22 protein-coding genes and 1 tRNA gene are annotated in these 23,843 nt (G+C 69.9%); 6 read left to right on the plus strand and 17 right to left on the minus strand.

Annotated features, from left to right (window positions below):
• Window positions 1-84: 84 nt before the first annotated feature.
• The 7 genes from ABD655_RS13010 to ABD655_RS13040 form a co-directional block, all read right to left on the minus strand.
• A tRNA-Arg gene (locus tag ABD655_RS13010) sits at window positions 85-156 on the minus strand.
• Between the two features lie 45 nt (window positions 157-201).
• Complete coding sequence (locus tag ABD655_RS13015; RefSeq protein WP_344714546.1) at window positions 202-1,167, minus strand: NAD(P)-dependent alcohol dehydrogenase; 966 nt, start codon at window positions 1,165-1,167, stop codon at window positions 202-204.
• Window positions 1,168-1,257: 90 nt separating this feature from the next.
• Window positions 1,258-4,890 carry an error-prone DNA polymerase gene (locus ABD655_RS13020; RefSeq protein ID WP_344714548.1) on the minus strand — a complete coding sequence of 1,211 codons (3,633 nt, stop codon included), beginning with the start codon at window positions 4,888-4,890 and terminating at the stop codon, window positions 1,258-1,260.
• Window positions 4,891-5,229: 339 nt separating this feature from the next.
• Window positions 5,230-6,813 carry a DNA polymerase Y family protein gene (locus ABD655_RS13025; RefSeq protein ID WP_344714550.1) on the minus strand — a complete coding sequence of 528 codons (1,584 nt, stop codon included), beginning with the start codon at window positions 6,811-6,813 and terminating at the stop codon, window positions 5,230-5,232.
• A 1-nt stretch (window position 6,814) separates the two neighbouring features.
• Complete coding sequence (locus tag ABD655_RS13030; protein WP_378721167.1) at window positions 6,815-7,516, minus strand: hypothetical protein; 702 nt, start codon at window positions 7,514-7,516, stop codon at window positions 6,815-6,817.
• 84 nt (window positions 7,517-7,600) lie between these two features.
• Entirely contained in the window at window positions 7,601-8,173 is a 573-nt protein-coding gene (locus tag ABD655_RS13035) for a cysteine hydrolase family protein (protein ID WP_344714553.1), read from the minus strand.
• A 603-nt stretch (window positions 8,174-8,776) separates the two neighbouring features.
• Complete coding sequence (locus ABD655_RS13040; RefSeq protein ID WP_344714555.1) at window positions 8,777-9,712, minus strand: EamA family transporter; 936 nt, start codon at window positions 9,710-9,712, stop codon at window positions 8,777-8,779.
• 40 nt (window positions 9,713-9,752) lie between these two features.
• Between ABD655_RS13040 and ABD655_RS13045 the strand changes: the two genes are divergently transcribed.
• Window positions 9,753-10,253, plus strand: a complete 501-nt coding sequence (locus ABD655_RS13045; protein ID WP_344714557.1) for a MarR family winged helix-turn-helix transcriptional regulator — start codon at window positions 9,753-9,755, stop codon at window positions 10,251-10,253.
• 6 nt (window positions 10,254-10,259) lie between these two features.
• On the opposite strand, the gene ABD655_RS13050 is transcribed toward ABD655_RS13045, so the two are convergent.
• The 4 genes from ABD655_RS13050 to ABD655_RS13065 all read right to left on the minus strand — a co-directional run bounded on the left by ABD655_RS13050 (window position 10,260) and on the right by ABD655_RS13065 (window position 13,244).
• Complete coding sequence (locus ABD655_RS13050) at window positions 10,260-10,757, minus strand: HNH endonuclease (RefSeq protein WP_344714558.1); 498 nt, start codon at window positions 10,755-10,757, stop codon at window positions 10,260-10,262.
• 339 nt (window positions 10,758-11,096) lie between these two features.
• Window positions 11,097-11,996, minus strand: a complete 900-nt coding sequence (locus ABD655_RS13055) for a M23 family metallopeptidase (RefSeq protein ID WP_344714559.1) — start codon at window positions 11,994-11,996, stop codon at window positions 11,097-11,099.
• Window positions 11,997-12,256: 260 nt separating this feature from the next.
• A complete protein-coding gene (locus ABD655_RS13060) occupies window positions 12,257-12,958 on the minus strand; it encodes an iron-dependent transcriptional repressor DtxR (RefSeq protein WP_344714561.1) in 702 nt (233 codons plus the stop codon).
• Window positions 12,959-13,109: 151 nt separating this feature from the next.
• Window positions 13,110-13,244 carry a hypothetical protein gene (locus ABD655_RS13065; RefSeq protein ID WP_344714564.1) on the minus strand — a complete coding sequence of 45 codons (135 nt, stop codon included), beginning with the start codon at window positions 13,242-13,244 and terminating at the stop codon, window positions 13,110-13,112.
• Between the two features lie 163 nt (window positions 13,245-13,407).
• On the opposite strand from ABD655_RS13065, the gene serC reads away from it, so the two are divergent.
• Window positions 13,408-14,538: a phosphoserine transaminase gene (gene serC, locus ABD655_RS13070; RefSeq protein ID WP_344714566.1), complete on the plus strand. Its 1,131-nt coding sequence runs from the start codon at window positions 13,408-13,410 to the stop codon at window positions 14,536-14,538.
• Window positions 14,539-14,769: 231 nt separating this feature from the next.
• Here the strand turns inward: serC and ABD655_RS13075 are convergent, their stop codons facing one another.
• Together ABD655_RS13075 and ABD655_RS13080 are read right to left on the minus strand one after the other, a co-directional pair.
• Complete coding sequence (locus ABD655_RS13075; RefSeq protein ID WP_344714568.1) at window positions 14,770-15,408, minus strand: DUF3027 domain-containing protein; 639 nt, start codon at window positions 15,406-15,408, stop codon at window positions 14,770-14,772.
• Window positions 15,392-15,775 (minus strand): cold-shock protein, encoded by a 384-nt coding sequence (locus tag ABD655_RS13080; protein WP_344714570.1) that lies wholly within the window; start codon window positions 15,773-15,775, stop codon window positions 15,392-15,394. The genes ABD655_RS13075 and ABD655_RS13080 overlap by 17 nt, the downstream gene beginning before the upstream one ends.
• Window positions 15,776-15,884: 109 nt before the next feature.
• On the opposite strand from ABD655_RS13080, the gene ABD655_RS13085 reads away from it, so the two are divergent.
• From ABD655_RS13085 to ABD655_RS13095, 3 genes are all read left to right on the plus strand, one after another.
• On the plus strand, window positions 15,885-16,154 hold the full coding sequence (locus ABD655_RS13085) for a multidrug ABC transporter ATPase (protein WP_344714572.1): 270 nt from the start codon (window positions 15,885-15,887) through the stop codon (window positions 16,152-16,154).
• Window positions 16,155-17,888, plus strand: coding sequence for a helicase-associated domain-containing protein (locus ABD655_RS13090; protein WP_344714574.1), 1,734 nt, complete (start codon window positions 16,155-16,157; stop codon window positions 17,886-17,888).
• A gap of 66 nt (window positions 17,889-17,954) precedes the next feature.
• Window positions 17,955-19,595: a DNA repair helicase XPB gene (locus tag ABD655_RS13095; protein ID WP_344714576.1), complete on the plus strand. Its 1,641-nt coding sequence runs from the start codon at window positions 17,955-17,957 to the stop codon at window positions 19,593-19,595.
• A 10-nt stretch (window positions 19,596-19,605) separates the two neighbouring features.
• Here the strand turns inward: ABD655_RS13095 and ABD655_RS13100 are convergent, their stop codons facing one another.
• The 4 genes from ABD655_RS13100 to folE are packed head-to-tail and all read right to left on the minus strand — an operon-like array spanning window position 19,606 to window position 23,062.
• A complete protein-coding gene (locus ABD655_RS13100) occupies window positions 19,606-20,310 on the minus strand; it encodes a pyrimidine reductase family protein (protein WP_344714578.1) in 705 nt (234 codons plus the stop codon).
• On the minus strand, window positions 20,297-21,187 hold the full coding sequence (gene folP / locus ABD655_RS13105) for a dihydropteroate synthase (RefSeq protein ID WP_344714579.1): 891 nt from the start codon (window positions 21,185-21,187) through the stop codon (window positions 20,297-20,299). Before folP ends, ABD655_RS13100 begins: the two co-directional genes overlap by 14 nt.
• A 26-nt stretch (window positions 21,188-21,213) precedes the next feature.
• Entirely contained in the window at window positions 21,214-22,437 is a 1,224-nt protein-coding gene (locus tag ABD655_RS13110) for an NAD(P)/FAD-dependent oxidoreductase (RefSeq protein WP_344714581.1), read from the minus strand.
• 19 nt (window positions 22,438-22,456) lie between these two features.
• A complete protein-coding gene (folE, locus tag ABD655_RS13115) occupies window positions 22,457-23,062 on the minus strand; it encodes a GTP cyclohydrolase I (protein ID WP_344714583.1) in 606 nt (201 codons plus the stop codon).
• A gap of 89 nt (window positions 23,063-23,151) precedes the next feature.
• Here folE and ABD655_RS13120 point away from each other — a divergent pair, with 89 nt between their 5' ends.
• Window positions 23,152-23,814, plus strand: a complete 663-nt coding sequence (locus ABD655_RS13120) for a helix-turn-helix transcriptional regulator (RefSeq protein ID WP_344714584.1) — start codon at window positions 23,152-23,154, stop codon at window positions 23,812-23,814.
• Window positions 23,815-23,843 lie beyond the last annotated feature (29 nt).

Below are 23,843 nucleotides of genomic sequence, written 5' to 3' on the forward strand. Positions count from 1 at the left end.
AAATGCGGCCAACAAGCGGCCAAAAAGGCATTCGAAGTGGCCTGAACACAGACGAAACACCTGGTCAGAGGCAAAAAAAGACTGTGCCCCTGGAGGGACTCGAACCCCCAACCCTCTCCTTAGGACGGAGCAGCTCTTCCATTGAGCTACAGAGGCTTGCGGCATCCAGTCTAACCAAGCACCTGGTGGGCAAACGAAGCGTCACGTCACCGAAGGGTCGACCGCGATCACCACCTTGCCCTGCGCTCGGCCCTCGCCGACGTACGCGAGCGCCTCGGGCACCTGCGCGAGCGGGAAGGTGCGATCGATGTGGATCTGCACATCACCCTCCGCGCACTGCGATCCCAGTGGCGAGAAGTGTTCCGGACCCTGTTTGACCGCGAGAACACCGAGCCTCCGCCCGGTCAGCGCGCCGGCCAGTGCGCCGATCGTCACGACCCGCAGCAGCGCTCGCAGGGTTCCTCCGACGATGAGGTAGCTGCCACCCGCGGCAAGCGCGCGACGGTAGGCGAACACGGATCGCTGCGCGACGAGGTCGACGATCAGGTCGTAGGGACCGGTATCCGTGAAGTCGTTCATGCGGTAGTCGATGACCTCGTCGGCACCGAGCGAGCGCATGAAGTCGAGCTTCCAGGTGTTGTCCACCCCGGTGACGTGGATGCCGGCGGCGGATGCCAGCTGCAGTGCGAAAGCGCCCGTCCCACCGCCGGCGCCGTTCACCAGCACCCGGTCCCCCGGCTTCGCACGCGCGATCGCCTGCACGGCGATGGCGCCCGACTGCGGAAGGGCCGACGCTTGCGCGAAAGACAGTCCAGCCGGCTTGAGAGCAAGGGCGTGTTCGGGGGCGACGGCGTACTCCGCGAACCCGCCGAGCACCGCGAGGATGTCGCCGTAGACCGCGTCTCCGACCTTGAACCGGGTCACGTCGGCGCCGAGGGACACGACGAGCCCCGCGATGTCGGATCCGAGGACATGGCGCGACGGGCGGAACAGCCCGCCGAGACGCGCGTAGCCGGGCGATCCGCGCAGGCCCTCCCAGTCGCTGAGGTTGATCGAGGTCGCCATCACCCGGACAAGGACTTGCCCGGCACGCGGCGTCGGCACCGGCACGTCTTCGATGCGGAGCACCGTAGGCGGGCCGTAACGGTCGCGGACGACAGCCTTCATGCGAACGTCCTGTCAACCATGGGCAACAGGCTCATGGCCACAGCGTATGCCTCACACGCGCTGAGATCACGGGGGCAACGCTCGCGGCGCTCACCGGAAGTCCCGGGAACGGTGCTCGACACCGACCCGGAGGTCTTCGAACTTGTCGGCGACGAGGTTGGTGACTCCCTCGACGGAGCGCTCCAGCATCCCCCGCACGATCAACGCCGGAGCGTCCCGCACGACGCGGCGATACCTGTTCCACACCCCCACCGAGCAGATCACGTTCACCAGGCCGTGCTCGTCCTCGAGGTTCATGAACGTGATTCCGGATGCCGTCGCCGGCCGCTGCCGGTGGGTGACAAGTCCGGCGACCTCGACCCGGCGCTCGGACTCGTGCTCGCGCAGCTCGTTCGAGGTGAGCACTCCCCGCGCATCCAGCCCCGCCCGGTAGTGCGTCATCGGATGGTCGTCGGTGGAGATGCCCGTCGCCCACAGGTCGCTGGCCAGCCGCTCGTAGCTCGTCGGATCGGTGAACAGCGGCGGCTGCACCGAGGTGACCGAGTTCGGCAGGAACTCGGCGCGGTCCATTGCCGCCGATCCGGCGAGCCAGATCGCCTCGCGGCGGCTGAGCCCCAAGCATTCGAAGGCACCCGCGGTCGCGAGCGCCTCGAGCTGCGCCTGGGTGACCCCGGCGCGACGCACCAGATCGCGCAGGTCGCGGTAGGCGCCGCCGCGGTCACGTTCGGCGACGATGCGCTCGGCGACCACCTCGCCGATGCCCTTGACCGCGGCCAGCCCCAGCCGCACGGCGAACTGCCCGTCGCGGCGGTGCGCTGCGGACTCGTCCGGCTCGCTCCGGTCGAACAGGCCCACCGGGGGTTGGATGCGGTGCGCGCAGGTGGGGAGGCCGGTGGGTGGTGCGGGTCTGTCGGCGTCGCCTCCGGGTCTCGATACGCCGGCTTCGCCGGCTACTCGACCGCCGGGAGTTTCGGTGGTCGAGTAGCGCCCGGAGGGCGCGTATCGAGACCCGTCGGCCGCCGCCCCCTCGGTAGTCGAGTAGCGCCCGGAGGGCGCGTATCGAGACCCGCCGGCCGGTCTCGATACGCCGGCTTCGCCGGCTACTCGACCGCCGCGCGCAGCGACCTCCCCCACCGGCTCCAGCACCGCCTGCGCGCCCGACGACAGCAGGTCGGGCCTGCGCACCTCGACGCCGTGCCGCCGCGCATCCGAGGTGAGCGTCGCGGGTGAGTAGAAGCCCATCGGCTGTGCGCGCAGCAGCCCGGCGAGGAACGCGGCGGGATAGTGCAGCTTGATCCACGAGCTCGCGTAGACGAGAAGACCGAAAGAGAGCGAGTGCGATTCGGCGAACCCGAAGTTCGCGAACGCCTGGATCTTGGCGTAGATCGCATCCGCCTCTTCACCGACCAGCCCGTTGGTCTCCATGCCGGCGTAGAGCTTCTCTCGGAGCGATTCGATCTTCTCGATGCCGCGCTTGGAGCCCATCGCACGACGCAGCAGATCGGCATCCTCTCCCGAGCATTCGCCCACGGCCATCGCCATCTGCATGAGCTGCTCCTGGAACACCGGGATGCCGAGCGTGCGCTCGAGCACCGGCTCGAGCTTGGGGTGCGGGTAGGTGACCTCCTCGTAGCCGAGCTTGCGGCGCACGAACGGATGTACCGCACCGCCCTGAATGGGCCCGGGGCGGATGAGCGCGATCTCGATCACGAGGTCGTAGAACTTTCGGGGCTGCAGGCGCGGCAGCAGCCCCATCTGTGCGCGGGATTCGACCTGGAACACACCGATCGAGTCGGCGCGGCACAGCATGTCGTAGACCGCCTTCTCTTCCTTCGGGATGGTGGCCAGCTCCCACCGCTCCCCCGTCGCCCGATCGATCAGGTCGAAGCAGTACTGCAGGGCGGCGAGCATCCCCAGGCCGAGCAGGTCGAACTTGACCAGTCCCATCCAGGCCGCGTCGTCCTTGTCCCACTGGATCACCGTGCGGTCCTCCATGCGCGCGTGCTCGATGGGCACGACCTCGCCGACGGGCCGATCGGTCAGCACCATCCCGCCGGAGTGGATGCCCAGATGCCGTGGCGCCTTCAGCAGCTCCGACGCGTACTCGATCACCTGGTCGGGGATGTCGTGGTCGGGTCCGGTCTCCAGCGAGGCGCCCCATCCCTCGACCTGCTTCGACCAGGCATCCTGCTGCCCCGGCGAGTGCCCGAGCGCCTTGGCCATGTCGCGCACCGCGTTCTTCGGTCGGTACTGGATGACGTTCGCGACCTGCGCCGCCCGCTCCCGCCCATAGGTCGTGTACACCCACTGGATGATCTCCTCACGACGGTCGGAGTCGAAGTCCACGTCGATGTCGGGCTCCTCGTCACGCAGCGAGGAGAGGAACCGCTCGAACGGCAGCTGATAGGCGATCGAATCGACCGCGGTGATGTCCAGCAGGTAGCAGACCGCGCTGTTGGCCGCGGAACCCCGCCCCTGACACAGGATGCCGCGGCGCCGCGCCTCTTGCACGATGCCGTGCACGATCAGGAAGTACCCGGGAAAGTCCTTCATCTCGATGACGCCGAGTTCCTTCTCGATGCGCGTGCGATCCTCCGGCGTGAGGTCGGGGTACTTGCGCGGCACCGCCTCCCACACCAGGTGCTTCAGCCACGACATCGGGGTATGCCCGGCCGGCACCTTCTGCTTGGGCAGTGCGGGCTTGGCCCGCCGCAGCGGGAAGGCCAGCTCGTCGGCGAGGGTGACCGTGCGCGCGACGGCGCCGGGATAGCGCGCGAAACGCTCCTGCATCTCGGCGCCGGAGCGCAGGTGCGCGCCGTCGTGCGCGGGCAGCCAGCCGTCCAGCTCGTCCAGACCCCGATTGGCGCGCACGGCGGCGACCGCGGCGGCCAGCTGCTGGCGCTCGGGCACGGAGTAGTGCACGTTGTTGCTGGCCAGCACCGGCAGTCCGCGCTCGGCGGCCATCGCCGCCAGCAGGTCGTTGTCGCGCGTGTCCAGCGGCCCGCCGTGGTCGATGAGCTCGACGTGCACGGCATCCCTTCCGAACAGGGTCACGAGTCGATCGAGTGCGGATGCCGCGGCATCCTTCCCCCGCTCGGCGAGCGCGCGGCGCACCGCGCCCTTGCGGCACCCGGTCAGCACCGCCCAGGCTCCGCCGGCCTGATCGGCGAGCTCGTCGAGGTCGTAGACGGGTCGCCCCTTCTCGGCACCGTTGAGTTGCGCGTGTGTGAGAGCGGCTGCGAGGCGGTGGTAGCCCTCTTCTCCGCGGGCGAGGACGAGCAGGTGTGCGCCGACGGGGTCGGGCGCATGCTTCACCCGGTCGCTGAGCTTGTCGAAGCGGGGCAGCTCGAGTGAGAGCTCGGCGCCGAAGACCGTCTTGACCTGCAGCGACTCGGCGGCCTCGGCGAAGCGCACGATGCCGTAGAAGCCGTCGTGATCCGTGATCGCCAGGGCATGCAAGCCGAGGCGCTCGGCCTCTTCGGCGAGCTCTTCGGGCGACGAGGCGCCGTCGAGGAACGAGAACGACGAGTGCGCGTGTAGCTCCGCGTAGGGCACCGGGTCGTCGGGCCGGACGATCGCCTGCGACACGTAGGGGCCGCGCTTGCGCGACCACGCCGGACTGTCGCCGCCGTCGGCGTTCGCGGGAACGTTGCCCGGCCGACGCCGGTCGCTGAGCAGCCGCTCCATCTCGGACCAGGGGACGGACGGGTTGTTGAAGCCCATCAGCGGGGTCCTTCGCGCGAGGTCGGGCGGGTGCTGCGGAGCGGCCCGGGGGTCTCGATACGCGCCCTGCGGGCGCTACTCGACCGCCGGGGGGTGGGGGTCGCGTTGGTGCGGCAGAGCGGCCTGGGGGTCGGCAGCGGCGGACGGGCAGCCACCCGGTGACGATCCGAACACTCCCGGTGGTCGAGTAGCCGGCAAAGCCGGCGTATCGAGACCGGCCGACGGGTCTCGATACGCGCCCTGCGGGCGCTACTCGACCACCGGGGGGTGGGGGTCGCCGACCGCCGGAGGGTGGGGCTCGACCGCCGGGTGGTCTTCCCCGACCGCCGGGGGGTGGGGTCAGTCATAGCGGGCCTCGGCGCTCCAGCGGTCGTTCTCGCAGACCAGCAGCCACGCGGTCTGGTCGGCGTCGACGATCTGGAACCGATGCGCGTGACGGGAGCGCGCGGCATCCCATCCCCGCTCGATCACCGGCCACGGCCCGGCCCACGCCTCGATGTCGCGGCGGCGCCCGCCCTCTGTGAGAACCGTCGGCGCACCGGTGACGCGCCCGCGCCGGTCGACGCCGACCGCCGCTCCGGTCTCGGCGGACACCTCGACGGGTACCGGCTCGGCGAAGACCGTCCCCGGCAGCGGATCGGGCAGGCTCCCCGGCCAGGGTCGGGCGCGCTCCTTGTCGACCACGACCCGGTCTCCCCAGGGGACGAGGACCTGACGCTCGGCGAGCCACCGCCCACCGCCGATCGCGGGCGTCAGCACTCCGCGATGCCCGAGCATCGCCTGCACGCGAGACAGCGCGTGGTGCACCCGCTCGTCGGTGCCGGCTCCGAAGATGGCGGGGGCGTGGTGGGATGCCGCATCCACCGCCGCCGGTGCGATCCGCACCCGGGCGACCCCGCTGCGCAGTCCCCCTTCGCTCCCGCCTCCTCCGAGCTTGCCGGCATCCTCTCCCAGCTGCCACCGCACCCGGTCGACGACGGATGCCGCATCGAACGACCCGGGATGCAGCCAGACCCGCTCGCTGTGCTCACCCCGTTCTCCGGTCAGCTCGACCCTCAGTTCGGTGCAGACCAGATCGAGAGCGCCGAGATTCGCGATGAAGGCGTCGGCGGCCATGCGCATGCCGAACGCGACCTGGTCGGCGATCTCGAGCGGCGGTTCGAACACCACCTCGCGGTGCAGCTCGGGGGGCGGCACCCGCGGCTCGACGGCGCGCGAGTCGCGCCCCGCCGACAGCGCGTGCAGGCGGATGCCGCGTTCCCCGAACCTCTCGCGGACACGGTCGGCCTCCATCGCGGCGAAATCCCCGAGCGTCTGCACCCCCAGGCGGGCCAGCAGCCCGGCGAGCTCCGGATCCTCCAGCGACGCGATCGGCAGCGGCGCGAGGAAGCCCGCCGCCCCGCCCGAGGGCACGAGGAACACCGGTTCGGTCGGCGTGGCGCCGACCCGTGCGGCCTGCTCGGCCGTGAACGGCCCGTCCGCGATGCCGGCCCGGGTGCCCTCGAGCCCGAGGTCGCGCAGCGTGCCGAGCAGCACGTGTGCCGCCTCGGCCTCGCCCCCGTAGTACCGGGCGGGGCCCCGGGCGCGCAGGGCGCAGAGTCCCGCACGCACGATCTGCACGCCGGGGGCGCGCTCCTCGATGCCGGCGACGATCGGCGCGAAGACCCGATGATCGCGTACCGGATCGGCGGCGACCACCGTCAGCCGCGGGCAGCGGGCCTGGGCATCGCGCCGACGCTGTCCGCGTCGCACCCCCTCGGCCCGCGCCGAGGCCGAGCACGCCACGACGGCGTTGTGCTCCATCACCGCGATCGGCAGCGCTGCGTCCAACGGCTCGGGAAGGGAGCCGTCCCGGGTCAGTGCCGTGACCGGCCAGTCCGGGAACCACAGCACGAGGCTGCGGACCGGAGCATCGGCACGCATGTCAGCCCACCGCTTCCAGCGGCACGTAGGCGACCGACGGTGGCCGCGTCGAGACGAGCGTGCCGTCGACGTCGGGCAGCAGCATCCGCCCTCGTCGGGGAACGGGCGTGCGCCTGCTCGTCACCGTCACCGTCAGCTCGCGGCCGGCCAGGTATCCGTGGCCCTGGCCCAGGCCGGTCCACCCGGGGTCGGCGACATCGATGGACGCCTCGGCCTGTGCCCACGCTCCCTGCACGAGAAGGACCGCGCCGCGATCGCGCAGTCGCGCGGCGAGGCGGGAGACGTCGCCATCGGTTGCTCTGCCGGAGGGACGCACGGCCACCACCGGAAGGACCTCGGCGATGGTCGCGGTCACGGCGAGCCAGCGGGGTCCGGGATCGGGGATGAGCACGAGCCGGGTCAGGTCCACCCCCAGCCGCTCGGCCGCCTCGGTGCCCAGCTGGGGCATGCCGACCACGCCGCACCACGATCCCGCCTGGGACGCCTCCGCGAGCAGGGCGAACAGGAGCGACGAGGACGCAGCGACCGAGTACGCGGACCCCGGGCGCAAGCCTCCCCCCGGCAGGAGTGCGGCGAGGGCAGGGTGCACCGGCAGCACAGGAGCATCCAGCCGTCGGCCCTGCACCCGCTCGAGCTGGGCGCGCAGACGGACGACATCTCCCTCGGGATGCACCTCGCTCCGCACAGCTGCCCTCACTCCCACAGGCTAGAACAGATGTTCTAGTGGGTCAATGTCATGAGGAACGCTACCGCCGCCTTCCGACATCGAAAGCGGGCGAAACATGCATTATGTTCGATTCTCGCCGATCATCTCGGCCGTGGTCGCGATCCGCGCGAATCCGCCCGCCTGCAGGTCCAGAGCCGTGGTTGCCATGAGCTCGGCAGCTGTCCGCGTCACGACACCCAGGCCCGCGACATCCGCCCGCAAGTCGAAGGTCCGCGTCGCATCGAGCACCACCGTCACGTCGTAGCCGAGGTTGCCGGCCATGCGCGCGGTGGTCTCGACGCACATATTCGTCTGGATGCCGCAGATCACCAGATCGCGGATCGCCCGCCCGTCGAGCCAGGCCCGCAGGTCGGGGTCGCCGTAGAACGCGGAGTTGACGTTCTTGGTCACCAGCAACGCCGGCTCGATGCGCGCCACCGGGTCGACCAGGGCGTTGCCGGGGTTGTCAGGATGCAGCGGCGACTGCGGCGACATCGAATCATGGCGCACCACGACGATCGGTTCGTTCGCGGTCGTCCACGCGTCGATCAGCGCCGCGACGTTGGCCTCGCAGTCCGGGTTGGTCGTGGCGCCCCAGAAGTCCAGGTCGTCGAAGGCGCGCTGCATGTCGATCACGAGAAGAGCTCGGGTCATGGAACCCATCCCATCACGCCCGTCGGGGTTGGTGCGGGTTGGGTTGGTGCGGGTTGGGTTGGTGCGGGTTGGGTTGCCGCGTGCCGGGTCGCGGCATCCCTCGCCCTCTCGCGTTGGCTCCCCTGTCGCAAACCGCCTGGCCCGGCGACAGTTTGCGACAGGCGAGCCCCCTTGGTCGGCGCGGCTCAGCAGCTCCGCTCGCCTCTAGGAGTTCCGCTGTCGCAAGTTGCCTGGCCCGGCCGCAGTTTGCGACAGGCGAGCCCCTGGGTCGGCGCGGCTTTGGGTTGCCGCGGGCCGGGTCGCGGCATCCCTCGCCCTCTCGCTTTGGCTCCCCTGTCGCAAGTGCCGGGCGCGGCGACAGTTTGCGACAGGCGAACCCCTAGGTCGGCGCGCCCCAGCAGCTCCGCTCGCCTCTAGGAGTTCCGCTGTCGCAAGTTGCCTGGCCCGGCGACAGTTTGCGACAGGCGAGCCCCCGAGTCGGCGCGCGCCCGCAGCTCCGCTGTCACAAGCGGCAGGCGCGGCCGCAGATTGCGACAGGCGAGCAGCCAACCAGCCGACCACCCCGAGCAGCCACCACACGCCCCAGCCGTCCCCGCAGCAGCGCTACCGGCGCGAATCCGCCAGCGCGAATCCGGCGGTGTTGAGCGGAGCGGCGACCACCGGCCCCGACCGAAGCCGCCGACGCACGGGCGGCAGCGCACCGAGCACGATGCCTCCCAGCACGAGGACGAGGCCCACACCCTGCGCGACGCCGAAGACTTCGCCGGCGAGCGCAACGCCGAGCACGACTCCGGTGACCGGGTTGAGCAGCCCCACGACGCCGACCACACCCGCCGGCAGACGGCGCAGTCCGGTGAACCAGGCGACATAGGCCACAGCCGTCGCGATCACAGTGAGGTAGGCGAAGCCCAGCGCGGACGAGAACGTGAGCGTCGGCGGCGGACCCTCGAGCAGCACCGCGAACGGAATCAGCAGCACGGAACCGCCGACCAGCTGCCAAGACGACATCGTGACGGCGGGGATCTCCGAGCCCCACCGCGCGGTGAGGATGTAGCCGAACGACGACGCGATCATCGCGACGAGCGAGGCGGCGACTCCCCACGGGTCCACGGGGCCTCCGCCGAGTCCGAGCATGATCGCGACTCCGGCAAGACCCACGGCCGCGCCGACGAGCGCGACCATCCTCGGTCGCTGGCGAAGGATCGCCCACGCGAGCAGGGTCATGACCACGGCGGATGTCGACATCAGCGTCGCGGCCAGGCTCGACGGCAGCCGCTGACCGGCGATGTAGATCAGCACGAAGAAGCCGCCCACGTTCAAGGCCCCCAGGACCATCGACCGCCACCACCATGCCCCGGTGGGCAGGCGGCGCGAGATCAGCAGCAGGATGAGCCCGGCGGGCAGGGCGCGCAGCAGTCCGCCCCACAGCGGCGACTCGGCGGGCAGCAGCTGCCGGGTCACGACATAGCTGCTCCCCCAGGCGATCGGGGCGATTGCGGTGACCAGCATCCAGCCGATTCGCGAGAATTTATCTTCCACGGAAGACAGTTTATCTTACTGGCAAGATACTATCGCCGGTATGGATGCCGCCCCCGACCGCGTCGCTCGAATCCAAGCCGAGTGGCGCCGCGAACGCCCCGACCTCGATCCCTCCCCGCAGGGCGTGATCGGGCGCCTGCATCGGCTGGCCGGCCTGCTCACCGAAGAACTGGCGGTGGTGTACTCACGCTACGGGCTGACCGAGGCGGACTTCGATGTGCTCGCCGCGCTGCGGCGCTCCGGTGCTCCCTACGCCCGCGCCGCCGGCGACCTCGCCGACCACACCATGATCACCAGCGGCGGCCTCACCAAACGCGTCGACCGGCTCGTCGAGCGCGGGCTCGTCGAGCGGCGTGCCGGTTCCACCGATGCCCGCCAGCGCATCATCGCCCTGACGCCGGCCGGGGTCGAGGCGATCGACGCCGCGTTCACCGCCCATATGGCCAACGAGCATCGCCTCATCGACGCGATCGGCCGCGCCGACGCCGCGCGGCTCGAGTTGCTGCTCGAGCGCTGGCTGCGGGTGCTCGGCGACGACTGAGGCGCGCTATGCGGCCAGGGCCAGGTAGGGCTCCCAGCACGGATCCGTTCGGTCGGTGCCGCGCACCGTCCATTGGACCCCCCGCGGCGGCCGCGGCGTGATCAGCAGGTCCCACCGCATCTCCTGCGGCGTGCGGTCACCCTTGAGGTTGTTGCAGCGCAGGCAGCAGGCCACGAGGTTCTCCCACGTGTCCGCCCCGCCTCGGGATCTGGGCAGGATGTGGTCGATGGTGGATGCCGCCTTGCCGCAGTATCCGCAGCGGTGCGCGTCGCGGCGCAGCACTCCGCGTCTGGTCACCGGGACGTGCCTGCCCCCGGGGACGCGCACATAGCGCGTCAGCAGGATCACGGCAGGGCGGTCGTAGGGTCTGCGCGCAGCCCAGACGGGTTCACCGTCGACATGCTCGACGACCACGGCTTTCTCGTTCATCACGAGCACGAGAGCCCGCTTGAACGACACGACAGCGAGCGGTTCGTAGCCCGCGTTGAGCACCAGAGTGCGCATTCCTCATCCTCTCGAACGGCCGGGACGGCTTCCCGGTGATTCGACTTTCGAGACGTTTCGAGGTGCGCAGGGGCATGAAAAAAGCGCTGTCTACAGACAGCGCCTTGGCGCCACGGCAATGCCGCGGCAGTCACTCGTGCAATGCCGAAGGACGTAGCGTCCAATCGCATCCATGGTTCGGATGCGTGGTGTGCGGTCCATCGGCGCCCTCCGCTTTCTTTCAGCGTCGGGTTTCAGGCTAACGCACGCGAAACCTGCACGGGTCGCAGCACCGGATGAACATACCGGGGCGTGTCGGCCGATGACGGCGTTCGCAAGGCCTGCGAACGCCCGATCCGGTCAGCCGGCGTTGGCCTGGAGCCACGCCCACGGGTCGACGACGCCACCGTTGATGTGCACCTCGAAGTGGAGGTGGTTGGCGGTGGAGCTGCCCGTGCTGCCGACGAGACCGATGATCTGCCCGGCCTCGACGTACTGTCCCGCGGACACCTGCCGGCTGCCGTAGGTCATGTGGCCGTAGAGGGTGTTGACCGACTGTCCGGCCAGAACGTGGTCGATCGAGACCGCCACGCCGTACCCGCCGTAGCTCTCCTGCGAGACGCTCACGACACCGGCGGCGGCGGCGTAGATCGGGGTGCCGCCCGACGCGAGCAGGTCGACTCCCTGGTGATAGCCGGAGTCCCACAGTCCGCGACCGAGGGTGAAGTTCAGAAGGGGCCAGCGCACTTCGCCGCTGCCGGGCGAGACGAGGGCGATGTTGACGGGAAGTCCCGCCGACACGGACGTGGTCAGACGCGCACGGGCCTCGGCGGCTGCTGCCGCTGCCTCTTCGGCCTTGCGCTGATCGATCTCTTCCTGCGTCGTGGCCGAATAGCTCTCGCGTGCGAAGGCTGCTCCGGTGGAGTCCGAGGCGACCAGCAGCGACTGCGCATCGTCGGCGGCGACCTGCTGCAGCGTGACGGAATCGGACTCGGGGCTCCAGGCGCCGTACGCGGGCAGAGCGACCGTGGCGATCAGACCGCCGACCATGCTGAGGATGACCAGACTGCGCAGCGGTCCGGATTTCTTGCCCGACGCACGCCCCGCAGGTGCCGTACGAGCGGCTCGCTGCTTCTTGGGACGGGGGGCGACAGCAGTCTTGGTGCGCGCCGCAGCGCTGCTTCGTCCGCGGACGCGGCGCGTGAGACTGGTCTCTTCGCGCTGGGGGTCGGTCGCGGGCGAGTGTATTTCTTCAGCCAATAGTTCCTCCGGCGCCTCCGCACCCGCAGGTACTGGCTCGTCAGCATTCGATGTCGGGGCACGATGCAGGTGGGACCACATGGACGACGAACCGGGGAGGCAATCCGTGTGGCGTCCGACGGCGGGCTTCTCGCCTGTGGACTCCCTCACGCTACCTGAAGGTAACGAATATGTCACGCTGGGCGACTGGCAAGGTCCTGCGCATGTGATGCACGGTGAGGGATGCCGCGGCATCCCTCACCGCACATCGACGGCGCGACTCAGCGGGAGTCGTCGACGAGGAAGATGTGGGACGCGATCTCGACGGGCAACTCGAGGCCTTCGTCGTTGCCGTCCATCTGCACCAGGACGTAGCCCTCGCTGTAGCGGTAGTCGCCGGTTCTTCCCGGCAGGACGCCCGCGGCCTTGAGCTGCTGCAGCAGCTCGGGATCGACCTGCACGGGCTCGGCGAGTCGTCGCACGGTGCCGGTGATCGGCCCGCCCGCATCGTTGAGGCGCCGCACGAGACCGATGACCCCCTGCTCGAAGGTCTTGGCCGGCATGTCGCCGAGCTGGTCCAGCCCCGGGATCGGGTTGCCGTACGGGGATTCGGTGGGATGCCCGAGCAGCTCGACCAGGCGCCGCTCGACCTGCTCACTCATGACGTGCTCCCAGCGGCAGGCCTCTTCGTGCACATAAGCCCAGTCCAGGCCGATGACGTCGGAGAGCAGCCGCTCGGCGAGCCGATGCTTGCGCATCACGTCCGCGGCCTTCTGACGACCGCTGTCGGTCAGCTCGAGGGTGCGGTCTTCGGAGACGACGACGAGACCGTCGCGCTCCATCCGTCCGACGGTCTGCGACACCGTGGGACCCGAGTGACCGAGTCGCTCGGAGATGCGCGCACGCAGGGGAACGATGTTCTCTTCCTCGAGTTCGAGGATCGTGCGCAGATACATCTCTGTCGTGTCGATCAGGTCGGTCATTGTGCCTCGCAGACGCGGAAATAGTGCAAGGCAAGCCTAGCCAGTCCTGCACGGACGACGGCCGGCGGGTGCTGGCACGTACTCAGCCTCGCGGCGCGCGCTCTCTTACGGGCCGCGAGGACGAAACCGGGCCGCGAGCGCGGCCCCGGGTCTACTTGCGTGTCGCGTCGGTCACGTCGTTGCCGGCGCGACCTGCGCCCTTGGCCTTCTTGTCGGCGCGCTTCTCTTTCAGAGTGCGCGACGCGGCGGTCTTGGCGGACGATTTCTTGGGGGACTTATCTGACACGATGACGCCCTCTGCTCGGGAGCCCGACCGGGCCCCGTGCGGCAACCATAGCCGCGCCATCCGGGAAACACCGGTGCGCACCGGCGCCTGTCATCGGCGGTGCACGCGTCCCGGTATGACACGGCGAGAAAGGGCACCGTGCTCGCGACCTTAGAATCGAAGGATGCCCCACCTCGTGATTCCGAGCGATCTGCTGCCCGCCGACGGACGATTCGGCTGCGGCCCTTCGAAGGTGCGCGGCGCGCAGCTGGAGGGGCTCGTCACGCGCGGGGCGGCGCTGCTGGGAACCTCGCACCGCCAGGCGCCGGTGAAGAATCTGGTCGGTGACGTCCGTTCGCACCTCGCGGATCTGTTTCGCGGCCCGGAGGGCTACGAGGTTCTCGTCGGCAACGGCGGCTCGACGGCGTTCTGGGATGCCGCGGCCTTCGGCCTGATCGAACGACGCAGTCAGAACCTGGTGTTCGGTGAATTCGGCGGCAAGTTCGCCGCCGCCGCGAAGGCTCCGTGGCTCGAGGCGCCGGATGTCCGCAGGGTGCCGGCCGGCACCCGCTCCACCGCCGAGGCCGTCAGCGGCGTCGACGTGTACGCGTGGCCGCACAACGAGACCTCCACCGGTGTCGCCGCACCCATCACGCGCGTCGCCGGCGATGCGGGCGCGCTGACGGTCATCGATGCCACCAGTGCCGCGGGCGGCATCGACTTCGAGGCCGGCCAGGCGGACGTGTACTACTTCGCGCCGCAGAAGAACCTCGGCTCCGACGGCGGCCTCTGGTTCGCGATCGTCTCACCCGCAGCGATCGAGCGGATCGAGCGGATTGCGGCATCCGGCCGATACATCCCCGAGTTCTTGAGCCTGAAGAACGCGCTGGACAACTCCCGCCTGAACCAGACCCTGAACACCCCGGCACTGACCACGCTGTTCCTGCTGGACGAGCAGCTGCAGTGGATCCTCGGCAACGGCGGACTCGCCTGGGCCGACTCCAGAACGCGGGAGTCCTCGAACGCGCTGTACGAGTGGGCCGAAGCATCCGAGGTGGCCACCCCGTTCGTGGCGGACCCGGCCGATCGCTCGCCCGTGGTCGTCACGATCGACTTCGACGATTCGGTGGATGCCGCGGCCATCGCCGCGACACTGCGCGCCAACGGCATTGTCGACACCGAGCCGTACCGCAAGCTCGGTCGCAACCAGCTGCGCGTCGCCACGTTCGTCTCGATCGAGCCCGACGATGTTCGCCAGCTCATCCGCAGCATCGATTTCGTGCTTGACGCGAAGCGGGTCAATGCGAAGCGTTGACGCGCTTCGGGTCAAGGTCGAGTAGGGCGCGCAGCGCCCGTATCGAGACCTCTCCCGAGTTCCAACGTCGAACGGTCCAGGTCCAAGTCCAAGGTCGAGTAGGGCGCGCAGCGCCCGTATCGAGACCTCTACCGGGTTCCGACGTCGAACGGTCCAAGTCCAAGGCCAAGCCCAGGTCCAGGTCCAACGTCGAGTAGGGCGCGCAGCGCCCGTACCGAGACCTCTACTCAGTCACGACCTCGAGCGGTCCTGGATCGCGAAGTCCGCATCCGACTCGTCATCGTCGTCGTCGTCATCGTCATCGTCATCATCGTCGTCGTCGTCGTCATCATCGTCATCGTCATCGTCATCGTCATCATCGTCGTCGTCGTCCGCGTCATCCGAGAGTTCGTCGATGTCGACGCCGTCCACATCGCCGGAGTGCAGGATCGGCGAGCCGTCGTTGTCGAAGTCCGCGGCATCCAGATCGTCCACGTCGTCGAGATCGTCATCGTCATCGTCCTCGTCGGCGACGTCCAGATCATCGGTGGCGAGGCCCTGGGCCGCCAGCGCGGCCTGCGTCGCCTGATACTCGGCCAGGCGCTCGGCCCACGGCAGCCAGTCCGGCGCGATCAGCGCGCCGTTACCGGGGACGAGCTCGACTTCGAGCACCGTCGGCGCGGAATCCTCGACCTGCGCGAGGCTCACGGTCCAGAACCAGCCCGGATACCCCTCCATGCGGTTGTCGAACCTCAGCGTGAGAACGCCGTCGTCATGCACCGTCGCCTCGGCGAGGTCTCCGATGGTCGACGCCGGCGTGATCTCGCGCAGAGCGGCCAGCGCCAGCTCCCGTGCTGTCGTCTCGTCGATCGGCTCAGGCGTCGAAGTCATCGGCGACCTTGCGCAGCACGGCCGCGACCTTCTTGCCGTGCGCACCGCTCGGGTAGCGGCCCCGGCGGAGATCTCCACCGATGCCGTCGAGCAGCTTCACGAGATCCTCGACGATGATCGCCATGTCGTCGGCGGGCTTGCGCTGCGCCTTGGCAAGACTCGGAGGGGCCTCCAGGACCCGCACGGACAGTGCCTGAAGTCCGCGCTTGCCGTCTGCCACGCCGAACTCCAGACGGGTTCCCGCCTTCGGTGCTGGTGCGTCGGCGGGCAGGGCGGTCGCATGCAGGAAGACGTCCTGGCCGTCATCGGATGCGATGAAGCCGAACCCCTTCTCCTCGTCGTAGAACCTGACCTTGCCGGTGGGCATGGAAACCTCGCTGTGTCGTGCGCCCTCGTGCGATGGGCATGGCGGAACCGGAGCCGATCGGCCCTGCCCACAGCCTACGGCACGCCCGACACCCGATAGGCTGTGCCCAATGAGCACGCGCACCCCTGGCGGGGACATTCCGATTCGCCGCCTCGACCGCATTCTGGCCTTCATGTCACTGGGTCTGGCGGTCTTGTCGATCGGGTGCTTCGTCGCGGTCATCATCGCTCGTCCTGCCGGCGTGACTGACTTCACCGAGGGCCTCTGGCCCGTCGTGGCTCTGCTTCCGCTGATCGCCCTTCCCGTCGCGTTCCTCATGATCGTGGCGCTGCTGATCATGACTTTCGTGCGAAGGGCGCGAGCCAACCGGGGGAACTGAATGGTCTCCGACGAGCGCGCACTCGCCATACGCCTCGCGTCCACCGACGACGACGCACTCGCTCACACGTTCGCTGAGCGCGGTGTCGCTCCGGCGGCGAATTGGCACGACTTCTTCGACGCCGCGGCCGGGATGCTGGATCCCGCGTCGGTGGAACGCGCTGTGGCACGCCTCCCCCGCACCGCCCTCGTGTCACTGGCCGAAGCCCTGGAGGGCTCGGCAGTCGACGCGAGCGACGCCGAACTGCTGCAGTCTCTGGCCCTCGTCGGCGACACCGCCGCGCCCTACGCCGCGGTCGGCGCACGGGTGCGCTCGCTCGTCGCGGCGCGCCCCGAGGCATTCGTGGCCGAGCCCGACAGCTCCGTCGCCCTCGCCGACGCCGCCGATGCCGCCGCTGCGGCCGAACGTGCGTTCACGACGGTCGGCATCGTCGCGGACGTCCTGCTCGCGGGGCTGCACACGCCGCTGTCGCGCACCGGCACGGGTGCGGTGAGTGCGGTCGATCGTCGGCGCCTGATGGATGCCGGAGTCCTGGGCTCCGCCGAGGACATCGACGACCTTGTGGCCGCGGCCGAGGCAGCCGACCTCGTGATGCCGGTGGGCCGCGAATGGATCGTCACCGGCGCGGGGCTGGAGTGGCTCGAAGCGACGACGACTCGCCGCTGGTCGAGCGTCGCCGTCGGACTGCGGGCGGCTCTTCCCCCCGGCCTGCGCACCCCCGAGGGCGGATTCCGAACACCGGACGCGTGGGCGGACGCCTACCCCCTGCACACGGAGTGGGCCGACCGCGCGGCGCGTCTGCGGCGCATCGCCGAGATGTGGGGCCTGATCACGCCCGCCGGCACGGAGCCGGCGTGGACGTCATCCCTCCGCGCGGGCGGAGAGCCCGACACCGAGACGCTCGCCGCGCACCTGCCCGCCGAGATCGACCGCGTCTACCTGCAGGCGGATCTGACGGCGATCGCCCCGGGCCCCCTCGCGCCCGCGCTCGACCTGCGACTCCGCACGATCGCGGTCCGCGAATCGAGGGCCCAGGCCTCCACCTACCGGTTCAGCACGGAGTCCCTCGGCGCGGGCATGACCGAGGGCGAGACGGCCGAGTCGATCCGCTCATTCCTCGGTGCCATCTCGCTGACCGGCATCCCCCAGCCTCTGGACTACCTCGTCGACAGCACCGCCGCGCGGCATGGGCTGATCCGGGTACGCACGGACGAGGCATCCGGTCGCACGCGCCTCGAAGCCACCGATCTGGCACTGCGCGACACGATCCTGGTCGACCAGGCCCTGCGGCCACTCGGCTTCGTACGCGACGGGCACGAGCTCGTCTCCCGGGCCGTCCGCGACTCCGTGTACTGGGCTCTCGCTGACGCCCGCTATCCGGTCGTGGCGCTGGATGCCGCCGGCGCACCCGAATCCCTTCATCGCCGTGCACGCGCCGCTGAGGCCGCAGCTCCGGCGGAGCCTCGCGATGTGTACGCGCGTCTGATCGGCGCACTCCGCGCCGGGCACGAATCGGATGCCGATGCGGCGTGGCTGGGCCGTGAGCTGGAACAGGCCGTCCGCATGAAGTCGGCGATCATCGTCGTCGTCCTGATGCCGGACGGCACCGAGCGGTCACTCACACTCGAAGCCTCGGGGCTCGGCGGCGGCCGCCTGCGCGGGCGCGACCGCGGCGCGGACGTGGAGCGCACCCTTCCCGTCTCGAGCATCGTCAGCGTCCGTCCCGCGCTCTGAGCGTGACTCACTCCCCCACAGCCGCCGCGAGCCGCCGACGCCGCTGCCGGGCTAGAATTGACCCTTATGTCTGACGGCCCTCTCATCGTGCAGAGCGACCGGACTGTGCTCCTCGAAGTGGCACACCCGGACGCCGAGTCGGCGCGCCACGAGCTCGCGATCTTCGCGGAACTCGAGCGCGCCCCCGAGCACATCCACACCTACCGCATCACTCGACTGGGCCTGTGGAACGCACGCGCGGCCGGTCACGATGCCGAAGACATGCTCGAGACGCTCGAGCGCTGGTCGCGCTTTCCGGTACCGCCCTCGGTGTCTATCGACATCCGCGAGACCGTGGGACGCTATGGGCGCCTGACGATCGAGCGCAACCCGGAGGGCGAGCTCCTCCTGACCGCGACGGACACGGCGGTCCTGACCGAGGTGTCACGCAACAAGCGCATTCAGCCGCTGCTGATCGGACGTCCGTCCCCGGAGTCGTTCGTGATCGACGCCTGGGCCCGCGGGCAGATCAAACAGGAGCTGCTCAAGATCGGCTGGCCGGCCGAGGACCTCGCCGGCTACACACCGGGCACGCCCCACCCGATCGAGCTCGATGAGACCAACTGGACGCTGCGTCCGTACCAGCGTCAGGCCGTGGACATCTTCACCGAAGGAGGGTCCGGTGTCGTCGTGCTTCCCTGTGGGGCCGGCAAGACCCTGGTCGGTGCTGCCGCGATGGCCGACACGAAGACGACGACCCTGATCCTGGTGACGAACACGGTGAGCGCGCGCCAGTGGCGCGACGAGCTGCTCAAGCGCACCTCCCTGACCGCCGAAGAGATCGGCGAGTACTCGGGGCAGATGAAGGAGATCAAGCCCGTGACGATTGCGACGTACCAGATCCTCACCGCCAAGCGGTCCGGGCAGTACGCGCACCTCGCCCTGCTGGACGCGCTGGACTGGGGCCTCATCGTCTACGACGAGGTCCACCTGCTCCCCGCGCCGGTCTTCAAGCTGACCGCCGATCTGCAGGCGCGCCGTCGCCTGGGCCTGACGGCGACCCTCGTGCGCGAGGACGGCCGCGAGGGGGATGTCTTCAGCCTCATCGGGCCGAAGCGGTTCGACGCCCCGTGGAAAGAGATCGAGGCCCAGGGCTTCATCTCCCCCGCAGCCTGCTACGAGGTGCGCGTGGATCTGCCGGCCGACGATCGCCTCGAGTACGCGGCGGCCGCCGACGACGAGCGCTACCGGCTCGCGGCCACCGCGCACGCGAAGATCGGCGTGGTCCGCCAGCTCGTCGAACGCCACGAGGGCGAGCGGATCCTCGTCATCGGGCAGTACCTCGACCAGATCGACATCCTCGCCGAGGCCCTCGACGCCCCCCAGATCACCGGTGCGACACCGGTCGACGAGCGGGAGCGGCTCTACGGCGCCTTCCGCGAAGGGGAGATCACCCTGCTCGTGGTCTCCAAGGTCGCCAACTTCTCGATCGACCTGCCCGAGGCATCCGTCGCCATCCAGGTGTCCGGATCGTTCGGATCACGCCAAGAAGAGGCGCAGCGCCTCGGACGGCTGCTGCGGCCCAAGGAATCCGGTCGCACGGCGAGCTTCTACACGCTCATCGCGCGGGACACCGTGGATCAGGACTTCGCGCAGAACCGGCAGCGGTTCCTCGCCGAGCAGGGCTACAGCTACACGATCCTGGACGCGCACGCGATCGCGGCGTGACCGGCGCACCTCAGGTCGCGTAGCGCAGCAGGACGAAGCCCTCGTCGTCGGGGATCGCGTGGAGCAGACGCACCTGCCCCGCCTCCTCGTCGACGCCGCGCAGGATGCGGCCGGCATCCCCGCCCACCAGTCGCGGGGCCACCGTGAGACACACCTCGTCCACCAGCCGCGCGTCGCGCAGCGCGCCGAACAGGTGCGGGCCGCCCTCGCACAGCACTTGCCGCAAGCCGCGGTCGGCCAGCGCGTCGCGCATCGCGACCAGGTCGACGGCTGCCGCCCCGCACACGAGCACGTCGGCCACTCGCTCCAGCTCCGCCCGCCGCTCGGCATCCGCCCCTGCGCACGTCACGACGAGGGGGCGCACGACGGCATCGGCGAAGAACGGATGCTGCGGCTCGATGCGCAGTGAGCGGGAGACCACCGCGAGCCGAGGTTGTGCGGGCAGCCCCCGGGCCAGCCGCCACTCAGCATCCGCGCCCTCGACGCGTGTGCCGCCGTAGCCCTCGGCCCGCACGGTGCCGGCCCCCACCAGGATCACGTCGGCCATCGCGCGCAGAATCTGCATCAGCATCCGGTCCGAACGCCCGCCGAGGTCGCCGCTGCGCCCTCCCAGGGTTGCGGCGCCGTCGAGACTCGCGATGAAGTTCATCCGGATCCGCGGGGTCTTCCGGTCCGGCAGCGCGTACATCGCTCCCAGCTCTTCACGCGACGGCATCCGTCACCTCCTCCGGTGGCATGTTGTGCGCCAGGTACGCCGGCTCCCGCCACCCCAGGATCGCCTCGACCATGCGCATCGCGTCCACGGCCTCGGGAACGTTGTGCGCGCGGATGATCCGAGCGCCCTGGATCGCACAGTAGACGGCCGCCGACAGCGAGCCGGCCACCCGTTCGCCGATGTCGCGATCGAGCGTCTCGCCCACGAAGTCCTTGTTCGAGAGTGCGACCAGCAGCGGCAGACCGAGGCCGTCGGGACCGGTGAGCTCGGCGAGCCGGGCGGTCAGTTCCAGCGAGTGGAGCGTGTTCTTGTGCAGGTCGTGTCCGGGATCGACGATGATCCGCTCGCGCGGGATGCCTCGCGCGACCGCGAACTCGACGCGCTCCCGGAGGAAGCTCGCGACCTCCGCGACCACATCGTCGTACTGCGGCGGGGCGAAGCGTGTTCGCGGCGTCGTTCCCAGGCTGTGCGCGATCACGACGGTGGCCTCGCTCTCGGCGATGACCTCGGCCATCGCCGGATCGCGCAGGCCCGAGGTGTCGTTGATGATGCTCGCCCCTGCCGCGATCGCGGCGCGTGCGACGTCGGCGTGGAACGTGTCGACGCTCACGACGGCGCGCGGCGCGAGTGCGCGCACGACCGGGATGACCCGGGCGATCTCGTCGTCGATCGGGACCGCGGGACCGGCGGCGAACTTCACGCCGCCGATGTCGACGATCTCGGCGCCGGAACTGATGGCCCCGTGCCCTGCGTCGATCGCGGCATCCAGCGTGAAGGTCGCACCGCGGTCGTAGAACGAGTCGGGGGTGCGGTTGACGATCGCCATGACCGCGATGTGTCGCGAGAAGTCGAACGGGTGGCCTCCGATGCGGCGCATCGGCGAGTCGATCCTCGGCGCGGTCATCACGCGGCGAGCACGCTCTGCAGCGGGATGGACGGATCACCGAGGGCGTGGGGATCGACCACCTGACCCGTCCGGATCAGGTCCTGAACGGTTTCGTTGACCTCCCACACGTTGACGTTCATGCCGCCCACGACCCGCTTTCGGTCAACCCAGAACGCGACGAACTCCCGCGCGGCCAGGTCGCCCCGCACGATCAGCTCGGCCTCAGCCATCAGCGGTGCGTAACCGGACAGCTCCATCCCGAGGTCGAACTGATCGGTGTAGAAGTACGGGATGTCGGCGAACGACACGCGCTCGCCGAGCATCGACCGGGCGGCCACGGGTCCGGCGTTCAGTGCGTTGGCCCAGTGCTCGCTGCGCAGGTGCCGTTGGATGACCGGGTGGTACGCGTTCGCGACGTCGCCCGCGGCGAAGACGTCCGGCGCGCTCGTGCGCAGCGCCGCGTCGGTGAGGATGCCGTTGTTGATCTGCAGCCCCGCCTGCGCGGCGAGGGCGGTGTTCGGCACCGCGCCGACCCCGATCAGCACGATGTCGGCGGGCACGATCTCTCCGTCTACGAGCACGCCCTCGGCCCGATCCGTTCCCACGATCCGCTCCACGTTCACCGACGTGCGCAGATCGACGCCGTGCTGCAGATGCAAGGCGCGGAAGACCTCGCCCATCTCCGCGCCGAGCGCGACCGCCAGCGGAACCGCGGCGCGTTCGAGCACGGTGACCTCGTTGCCCAGCTCGCGCGCCGTGGCCGCCACTTCCATCCCGATCCACCCCGAGCCGATCACGACCAGGCGCTTGTCTCCCCCGCGCAGCTCACCCGCAAGGTCGTCCGAGTCGTCGAGTCGTCGCAGCATCCGGACGCCGGGCAGGTCGGCGCCCTCGATCGGCAGCGACCGTGGCGAGGCGCCCGTCGCCAGAAGCAGCGAGTCGTACTCCAACCGGGAACCGTCGTCGAGACCGACCTGGTGCGCCGCGGTGTCGAGCTCGACCGCTCGCGTCGACGTGCGCAGGTCTATGCCGTGGTCGGCATACCATTCCCGGGGACGCAGGATCACGGCATCCACCCCCTCCTTGCCGGCGAGGTATCCCTTCGACAGGGGCGGGCGCTGGTACGGCGGGTACTCCTCCTCGGTGACGATCGTCGCGTCGCCGGCGTAGCCCTCGGCGGCGAGGGTCTTCGCGGCCGTGCCGGCGGCCACGCCACCGCCGATGATCACGATGTTGGTCATGTCCGCTCCTCGGCCTGAATCAGGTTGCGCCTTCGAATCGGCGCAGCATCCGCTCGTCCCCCGCGATCGCGCCTCGGAACACGGAGGTCTCGGTCACCGCCCCCGCGGCGCGAATGCCGCGCATCGACATGCACCGGTGTTCCGCACGCAGCACCACACCCAGGCCGGCCGGCCGAAGCTGGTGCTCCAGGTGGTCGGCGATCTGCACGGTGAGGCGCTCTTGCACCTGCAGGTCTCGGGCGTACCAGTCCACGATCCGGGCGAGCTTCGAGAGCCCCACCAGACGGTCGCCGGGAAGGTAGCCGACGTCCGCGATCCCTTGGAACGGCAGCATGTGGTGCTCGCACAGGGAGGTGAACGGAATGCCGCGCACCAGCACGAGGTCGCGGTAGTCCTCGTCGTTCGGGAACGTCGTCATCGCGAATTCCTGTGGAGTCAGCAGCTCAACCAGGCTGTCCACGACCCGGCGCGGCGTGTCGGTGAGGTGCTCCGCCGCGACGTCCCGTCCCAGCGCACGAAGCAGCTCCTCGACCGCGGCTCGCGCACGCGGCTCGTCGACGCGGGGGGTCGCGCCCACGACCTGGAGCATGCGATCGGTGTCGGACGACAACGCCGGAAGGGACATGGGCACGCTCCTCTGACTGCTCTTGGCCTGACCTTAGGGCGGCAGAATTCTTTTGTCAAGATTTCTATTTTTAGATTATGCTCGGATGCATGACGGGCCTCGCGCGAAACAACCTGGACGCGCTGGCCGCGCTCGGAGAACCGGTGCGGCGCGCGCTGTATCGCGCGGTCGTCGCGTCCGCGTCGCCGTTGAGTCGGGATGCCGCGGCCGGCGCGGTGGGCATCCCCCGCAGCACCGCGGCGGTTCATCTCGATCGCCTGGTCGAGGCCGGACTGCTGACCGCCGAGCATCGCCGCCTCTCGGGCCGAAACGGGCCGGGGGCGGGCCGGCCGACCAAGCTCTACAGCGCCGCACCCGGCGATCTTCTCGCCAGCGCGCCCGAGCGTCACTACGAACTCGCCGGAGACCTCCTGGCATCGGCGGCCGAGCGCGCCGACCGAGAAGGTATTCCGGTGCGCACCGCCCTCGCCGAGGAAGCACGCGAGACCGGCTCCGAGATCGGGCGCGCCCACGCGCCGTTCGAGACCGCCCTGCGCGCGTGCGGGTACGGGCCGCGCGATGACGGTGACGGCGGCATCGTGCTCGAGAACTGCCCGTTCCACGCGCTCGCCGGGCGGCACACCGACCTCATCTGCGGGGCGAACCTCGAACTGGTGCGCGGCATCGCCGACGGGGCGGGCGACGATCGCGAGGTCGCCCTCGAGCCGCGGGCCGGGCACTGCTGCGTCGCCGTCCATCCGCGCGGCACCTGACGCCCGTGCGCGCCTGCTTGGCCTGAAGC

The sequence above is a fragment of the Microbacterium terregens genome (assembly GCF_039534975.1).
GTDB classification, from domain to species: Bacteria; Actinomycetota; Actinomycetes; order Actinomycetales; family Microbacteriaceae; genus Microbacterium; species Microbacterium terregens.